The following is a 6,654-nucleotide window of genomic DNA, read 5'->3' on the forward strand; positions in this document are numbered from 1 at the left end:
TGGAGAAAAAAGGAACCACAGCTAAACACCGATAACATATGTGTATTTGTGGTTTAATCTCAAAAACATTCTCCAAAAAACAATGAGTCATGTAGTCATCATCGGTTGTGGTGTTGTGGGGGCTGCGATCGCCTATGAACTTAGCCTAGTTAAAAACTTAAAAATTACAGTCATCGACCGTCAACTACCCGCCCAAGCTTCCACAGGTGCAGCCCTGGGCGTTTTAATGGGCGTGATTAGTCATAAAATCAAAGGTCAGGCTTGGCGGCGGCGACAAACTAGCATTCAACGCTATGAAACCTTAATTCCGGAATTGGAAGCTGTAACAAACCGCAAAATCCCGTTTAACCGCCAAGGTATTCTCAGTCTTTTCGGGTCAGAAGAGAATGTAGCCGGATGGGAAAACCTCGCCGCAGTTCGCCATTCTCAAGGCTGGGAATTGGAACTTTGGGATACAGCCAAACTCAAAAATCTCTGTCCTCAAGTTGATCACACCAAAATTACAGGCGCGGTTTATTCTCCTCAAGACCGCCAACTAGATCCTACTGCTTTGACCTTAGCTTTAGTTGAGGCTGCCCAGCACAATGGGGTAACTTGCAAATTTGGTGTGAATGTTTTGGGGATGGATACCCCTACCTCAGAAATTGATACAATTAGTCAATGTCATTCAGTCGAGACGACAGAGGGAAAAATTGCCGCCGATTGGATTGTGGTAGCTGCGGGGTTGGGTTCCACACCACTAACGGCACAGTTAAACCAAATGCTGGATATCCGCCCGGTTTTGGGGCAAGCATTACATATACATTTAGATCAACCATTAGGTAATTCTGACTTTCAGCCGGTGATTACTGGTAATGATGTCCATGTTGTCCCTCTCGGTGGCGGTGATTACTGGGTAGGCGCAACGGTGGAGTTTCCGAGTAATGCAGATGAAATACTAGCAAATCCAGAATTGTTAGATACAGTTTGGCAGCAAGCGATCGCCTTTTGCCCAGATTTAGCCCCAGCCGAGATTATCCGCACTTGGTCGGGTTTACGTCCCCGCCCTGAAGGTCGTCCCGCACCAGTGATTGAACCACTACCAGGATTTAGCAATATTCTCTTAGCTACTGGACACTACCGCAATGGTGTTTTACTAGCACCAGCAACAGCTGACGCAATTCGTGAGATGATTATTTCTGGGCATTATAAAAAATAGTTTTTCATATTTGTGCTTTGACCAATAGTTGCTTAATGATACAAGCCTCCTGATTTATCAGTGGAATCAATCCAAAATCTAAAATCCAAAATCTAAAATTGTTTGACGTTTTATTAGGAAAATAGTGTGTCTTTAACAGAACATAAAATCAAAGTAGATTCTCTAGAATGGTTTTATCGCGAGTGTGAACCCATTGGCAGAACTGATTTGCTGCCTGTAGTATTACTACACGGTTTAGTATCACAGAGTTATAGCTGGCGGAATATTATGCCTGCTTTAGGGAGTCAGGGAACGAGAGCGATCGCACCTGATTGGATTGGTTATGGTTTTTCTGCCCAGCCCGAAAAATGGGACTTTGCATACACACCGGATAAATTTATTACTGCCTTGGAAGGATTTGTCAAGGCTTTAGAACTGGAACGTTTTTCGTTAGTTGTTCAAGGATATTTAGGTTCTGTTGGCTTACAATATGCCTTGCGCCATCCCGAACAAATTGCTAACATAGCTATTTTGAATACACCAATTTCCACCACTGCCAAATTGCCTTGGAAAATTAAACAACTGGGTTTACCATTGGCAGGTGAAATGATGACCCAAGACCCCCTCTTAGTTGATCGGACTCTCGAAGGTGGTAGTCGTTACCGCATCGAAGATAAAGATTTAGATATTTATCGCAAACCATTTTTAAAAGCTTCCACGGCGGGGCGAAGTCTCCTCGCAACTGTGCGGAATTTGCAACTAGACCAAGCAATGTCAGAAATAGAATCGGGATTTAAAGAATGGCAACAGCCAATTCTGATTCAGTGGGGAATGATTGACCCTTGGTTACCTATAGAGGTAGCACAAAAGTTTGCTGATTCTGTACCGAATGCCGAATTAATAAAAATTAATAATGTGGGGCATTATCCCCAAGAACACTACCACAAGACGATTCTAGAAGACCTTTTGCCCTTTGTCCGTCGGATAAATACTTAAGAAAAAGACAATAAATCTGGCAAAAATCGATATCATAAACAAGAAACCATGCATAAATGCAGAGAAACAACAGTCAATTATTTGTTTGTCTGTAACTTTAAGTATGGTTAAGGTTAGTAAATAATGCTTTTGCGGCGGATTTATAATATTATCTCAGACTGCATTTGTAAAGTTTTTATTAAAACCAAAAAGGAATCAAAACCACACTGACGGAGATTTGAGTTCATGGCATATTCCTGGTTTAAAGCATTTCATCTGATTGGGATTGTAGTTTGGTTTGCGGGGTTATTTTACCTAGTACGTCTATTTATCTATCATGCTGAAGCTAACCAAGAACCAGAACCAGCAAGGACGATACTGAAAAATCAGTATCAGATTATGGAAAAGCGCCTCTACAATATCATTACCACTCCAGGAATGTTGCTGACGGTAGCAATGGCGATAGGTTTATTAAGTACGGAACCAGAAGTTTTAAAACAAAGTTGGTTGCATATTAAACTGCTATTTGTTACCCTTTTACTCGGTTATCATCATTACTGTAAGCGTCTGATGAAGCAGTTAGCCGCAGATGAGTGTCGCTGGAGTGGTCAGCAGTTGCGGGCTTTAAATGAAGCACCTACAGTCATGTTGCTGGTGATTGTCTTGCTGGCTGTGTTTAAGAATAATCTCCCCACAGATATTACAGTTTGGGGTATTTTTGGCTTAATAATTTTGATGGCGGTGACTATTCAGCTTTACGCCAAAAAACGCCGACGTGATCAAGAAAAGCTGATGGAAGAAGGACAGATAGGACAAGTTCCTCAACAACAAAGTTAGTTCAGCAACGCCAGAAGAGGTCACACAATTTTAGATTTTGGATTTTGGATTTTGGATTTTGGATTTTGGATTTTGGATTTTGGATTTTGGATTGACCCCATAGATAAATCTAGGGGCTTTTACTATTAAGGAACTATTGGTCAGAAAAAGAATGTAGAGATGTTCGATGAAATGTCTCTACATTTGCTTAATCAGCAACTTTTCAGAAAAAACTGTAGCCGATTTTACTAAATTGCCGGAGAAAACCCGTTAACTTAGTCAAGTCAATAAATGTAATTCAGGCTACATCAAAATGCGGCTAGAGCAGTTGCAAGCCTTTTTGGCGATCGCAGAAACCGGGAGTTTCCAACAAGCAGCCCGAAAATGCGGTGTCACTCAATCGACCATCAGTCGCCAAATTCAGTCACTAGAAGCTGATATGGGCGTAGAACTATTTCACCGCACCAGCCATGCCAAGCTAACTCTAGGTGGTGAATGTTTGCTACCTCGTGTCCGCAAAATATGCCAAGAGTGGCAAACTGCTACACAGGAATTAACAGATTTAATCGAGGGGAAGCAGCCGGAACTTTGTATCGCGGCAATTCATTCGCTTTGTGCTTCTTACCTACCACCAGTGTTACAAAAATTTTGTCACCAATATCCAGAAGTACAATTACGAGTCACATCATTGGGTAGCGATCGCGCTTTAAAAGTCCTCAAAGATGGATTAGTCGATTTAGCACTGGTGATGAACAATCGCTTCTTAACCACTGGGAGAGAAATGGTAGTAGAAGCCTTATATGAAGAATCAATAGAAGTGCTAACAGCCGTCCATCATCCCCTAGCCCAATATGAAAGTATTCCTTGGTCAGAATTAGTCCGTTATCCCCAAGTAGTTTTCAAAGACGGTTATGGAATGCAACGGCTAGTGCAAGAGAAATTTGAACGCCTGGAAGCTAAACTTCAAGCAGCGTTAGAAGTAAATACCTTAGATGCTTTCCGAGGAGTCGTGCGCCAAGGCGAATTAGTGGCTTTGTTACCTTATTCCGCACTCATGGAAGCACGGAATGACTCTACACTGGCAGTGCGTCCCTTAGCGGATAATTCTGGTTTTACGCGTCGGGTAGTGATGGTCACAACTCAAGACCGCCTCCAAATCCCGCCCATCCAGAACTTTTGGCAACTCGTGCTAGAACATATTCCCCCACAATTTCAACACCAGCGATCAGCCTCCTAAAGTTATGATGATTCAAAATGTTGACCGTTGACTAATTGCTGCCATGAGCAACGCATTTAGAGATTTACTGAAAAAGGTAGGTAGTGGAACCCATACAGCCGAGAATTTAACTCGTGCTGAAGCAGCCACCGCTACTAAAATGATGCTGCAAGGTGTTGCCAAACCAGCCCAAATTGGAGCATTTTTAATCGCCCACCGCATCAGGCGACCCACCGGGGAAGAGTTAGCCGGGATGTTAGATGCTTATGAGGAATTGGGGCCAAAACTGCAAGCGATCGCTTCTGCACGCCCGGCGATGGTTTTGGGAATACCTTATGATGGCAGAACCCGCACAGCACCAATTAGCCCAGTTACAGCTTTACTACTGGCCGCCGCCGGACAACCGATAGTGATGCACGGAGGCGATCGCTTCCCCACAAAATATGGCTTACCTCTGATTGAGATTTGGCAAGGGTTAGGTGTGGATTGGACTGCTTTACCTCTAGCCAAAACCCAGCAGGTATTTGAGCAAACAAAAATCGGCTTTATTTATACACCTGTGCATTTTCCCTTAACCAACGCCATGTGGGAATATCGCGACCAACTCGGTAAGCGCCCACCTTTAGCGACAATGGAATTAATTTGGTGTCCTTATGCTGGGGATGCCCATATTGTGGCTGGTTTTGTCCATCCGCCCACAGAAACCATGTTTCGAGTAGCCTTGGATCTGCGAAAAGTCCACAAATATACTTTAATTAAGGGATTAGAAGGCAGTTGCGATTTACCACGCGATCGCACCGCAATTATCGCTTTATCTCAAACGTCCCCAGAAATTGAAAGATTGCTGCTCTCACCCCATGATTATGGTATTAGTAGCAAGAATGTACCTCTAGGAACTACCGCAGAATTACTGACTCAAATTCAGGCAGTTTTAGCTGGTCAACCTGGGGAACTCATGCAAACAGCCCTATGGAATGGGGGATTTTATCTCTGGCGCAGTGGCATTTGTTCAGATATGCCATCAGGATTAACCAAAGCAGCCGAATTACTCAATAATGGTGCTGTAGCTGCCAAACTTCAAGAACTAAAACAAGCAGTAAATTCTGCTGCCGAAACAGACTTTCAGCAAGTTTGAGTTATAAAATTAATCTAGTGTGATACCAATTTAATATAAAGATAGGTCAGATATTGTCAATAAGACCTATCTAATGAAAATGATACCTTTATTCTATCAAAAGCACTTAAAAAGTCAAGTAATATATTATCCATGCAGACACAAAAACCATCAGTCAGTCTAATTCGGGCTACCTCCTACGAAAGCGAGGCTTTACGGGCATCATTAGTCACCCTGCTAGAACCTTTTGGGGGGATGTCTGCCTTTGTCAAACCAGGAAATAGAGTATTACTCAAACCCAACCTTCTCACAGGTTCCCGCCCGACAAAAGAGTGTACAACCCGGCGAGAACTGGTTTATGAAGTAGCCCAGATGGTAATAGCAGCTGGTGGTAAGCCATTTTTAGGCGATAGTCCCGCATTTGGTAGCGCCAAAGGAGTTGCAGAAGCCAACGGCTATCTCCCGCTTTTAGAAGCATTGCATATACCTATCATTGAGTTTCACGGTAAGCGTTACCAAACAGTTAACGAAGACTTTAATCACCTGCGCCTATGCAAAGAAGCGATGGAAGCAGATGTAGTGATTAACTTACCCAAAGTCAAATCACATATGCAGTTGACATTAACGATGGGGGTAAAAAATCTCTTTGGTTGCGTTCCTGGTAAAATGAAAGCTTGGTGGCACATGGAAGCGGGGAAAGATGCTAACCGCTTTGGTGAAATGTTAGTAGAAACTGCCAGAGCAATTAATCCCAATTTAACAATTTTAGATGGCATTATCGGTCATGAAGGTAATGGACCGAGTGGTGGAGAACCTCGTGATTTAGGTATTTTAGCAGCCGCAGCAGATGTATTTGCTTTAGATAGGGCAGTAGTAGAAATTCTCAATGTCCCACCCGAACAAGTTCCCACAGTTGCAGCGTCTCAAAGGTTGGGAGTTTGTCCAGAATTAGCTGAGATAGAATTTCCCCATTTACAACCTGATTTACTCAAAATAGAAGATTGGCAATTACCAGATAAATTAATGCCAATTGATTTTGCCATGCCTCGTGTGATTCAGTCTACATTTAAACACCTTTACATTAAGTTTCTCAAGGAACCGATGAGTGTTTATAGTAAAGGCTAGAATCATAAAATTTACCAAATCACTCTTCTCCCATCAAGCCCACAGAATTAATTCTGAAAATCAATCTTTGCAGCAGTGGTGATGATAAATAGCCAAAACACAGGCGGGGTTTTTTCTAATAAATCGCCTGTCGGAACTTATAATAGGTATAGCGGTATGCACTTGAATAAAGTACATCATAGCCCCCTCCTCGCTTGCGGGGAGGGGGTTGGGGGTGGGGTTCTATATCAC

At 42.8% G+C, this 6,654-nt stretch carries 6 protein-coding genes; all 6 read left to right on the plus strand.

The features are described 5' to 3' along the window. Window positions 1–82 precede the first annotated feature (82 nt). Window positions 83–1,198: an NAD(P)/FAD-dependent oxidoreductase gene (locus tag AACX33_RS22795; protein WP_193997126.1), complete on the plus strand. Its 1,116-nt coding sequence runs from the start codon at window positions 83–85 to the stop codon at window positions 1,196–1,198. Between the two features lie 126 nt (window positions 1,199–1,324). After that, window positions 1,325–2,173 (plus strand): alpha/beta fold hydrolase, encoded by an 849-nt coding sequence (locus AACX33_RS22800; protein ID WP_193997127.1) that lies wholly within the window; start codon window positions 1,325–1,327, stop codon window positions 2,171–2,173. 225 nt (window positions 2,174–2,398) lie between these two features. Continuing rightward, window positions 2,399–2,989, plus strand: coding sequence for a protoporphyrinogen oxidase HemJ (gene hemJ, locus AACX33_RS22805; RefSeq protein WP_193997128.1), 591 nt, complete (start codon window positions 2,399–2,401; stop codon window positions 2,987–2,989). Between the two features lie 292 nt (window positions 2,990–3,281). Then, window positions 3,282–4,205, plus strand: coding sequence for a LysR family transcriptional regulator (locus AACX33_RS22810; protein WP_193997129.1), 924 nt, complete (start codon window positions 3,282–3,284; stop codon window positions 4,203–4,205). Between the two features lie 43 nt (window positions 4,206–4,248). Beyond that, complete coding sequence (locus AACX33_RS22815) at window positions 4,249–5,319, plus strand: anthranilate phosphoribosyltransferase family protein (protein WP_193997130.1); 1,071 nt, start codon at window positions 4,249–4,251, stop codon at window positions 5,317–5,319. Window positions 5,320–5,451: 132 nt separating this feature from the next. Further along, window positions 5,452–6,423: a DUF362 domain-containing protein gene (locus tag AACX33_RS22820; protein ID WP_193997131.1), complete on the plus strand. Its 972-nt coding sequence runs from the start codon at window positions 5,452–5,454 to the stop codon at window positions 6,421–6,423. Window positions 6,424–6,654 lie beyond the last annotated feature (231 nt).

The organism is Nodularia sp. LEGE 04288 (genome assembly GCF_963896525.1).
Taxonomy (GTDB): domain Bacteria; phylum Cyanobacteriota; class Cyanobacteriia; order Cyanobacteriales; family Nostocaceae; genus Nodularia.

Bases quoted from the DNA above. Each gene is read 5' to 3' on its own strand.
- AACX33_RS22810 (WP_193997129.1), top strand. From the start codon at position 3,282: ATGCGGCTAGAGCAGTTGCAAGCCTTTTTGGCGATCGCAGAAACCGGG.
- AACX33_RS22795 (WP_193997126.1), top strand. From the start codon at position 83: ATGAGTCATGTAGTCATCATCGGTTGTGGTGTTGTGGGGGCTGCGATC.
- AACX33_RS22820 (WP_193997131.1), top strand. From the start codon at position 5,452: ATGCAGACACAAAAACCATCAGTCAGTCTAATTCGGGCTACCTCCTAC.
- hemJ (WP_193997128.1), top strand. From the start codon at position 2,399: ATGGCATATTCCTGGTTTAAAGCATTTCATCTGATTGGGATTGTAGTT.
- AACX33_RS22815 (WP_193997130.1), top strand. From the start codon at position 4,249: ATGAGCAACGCATTTAGAGATTTACTGAAAAAGGTAGGTAGTGGAACC.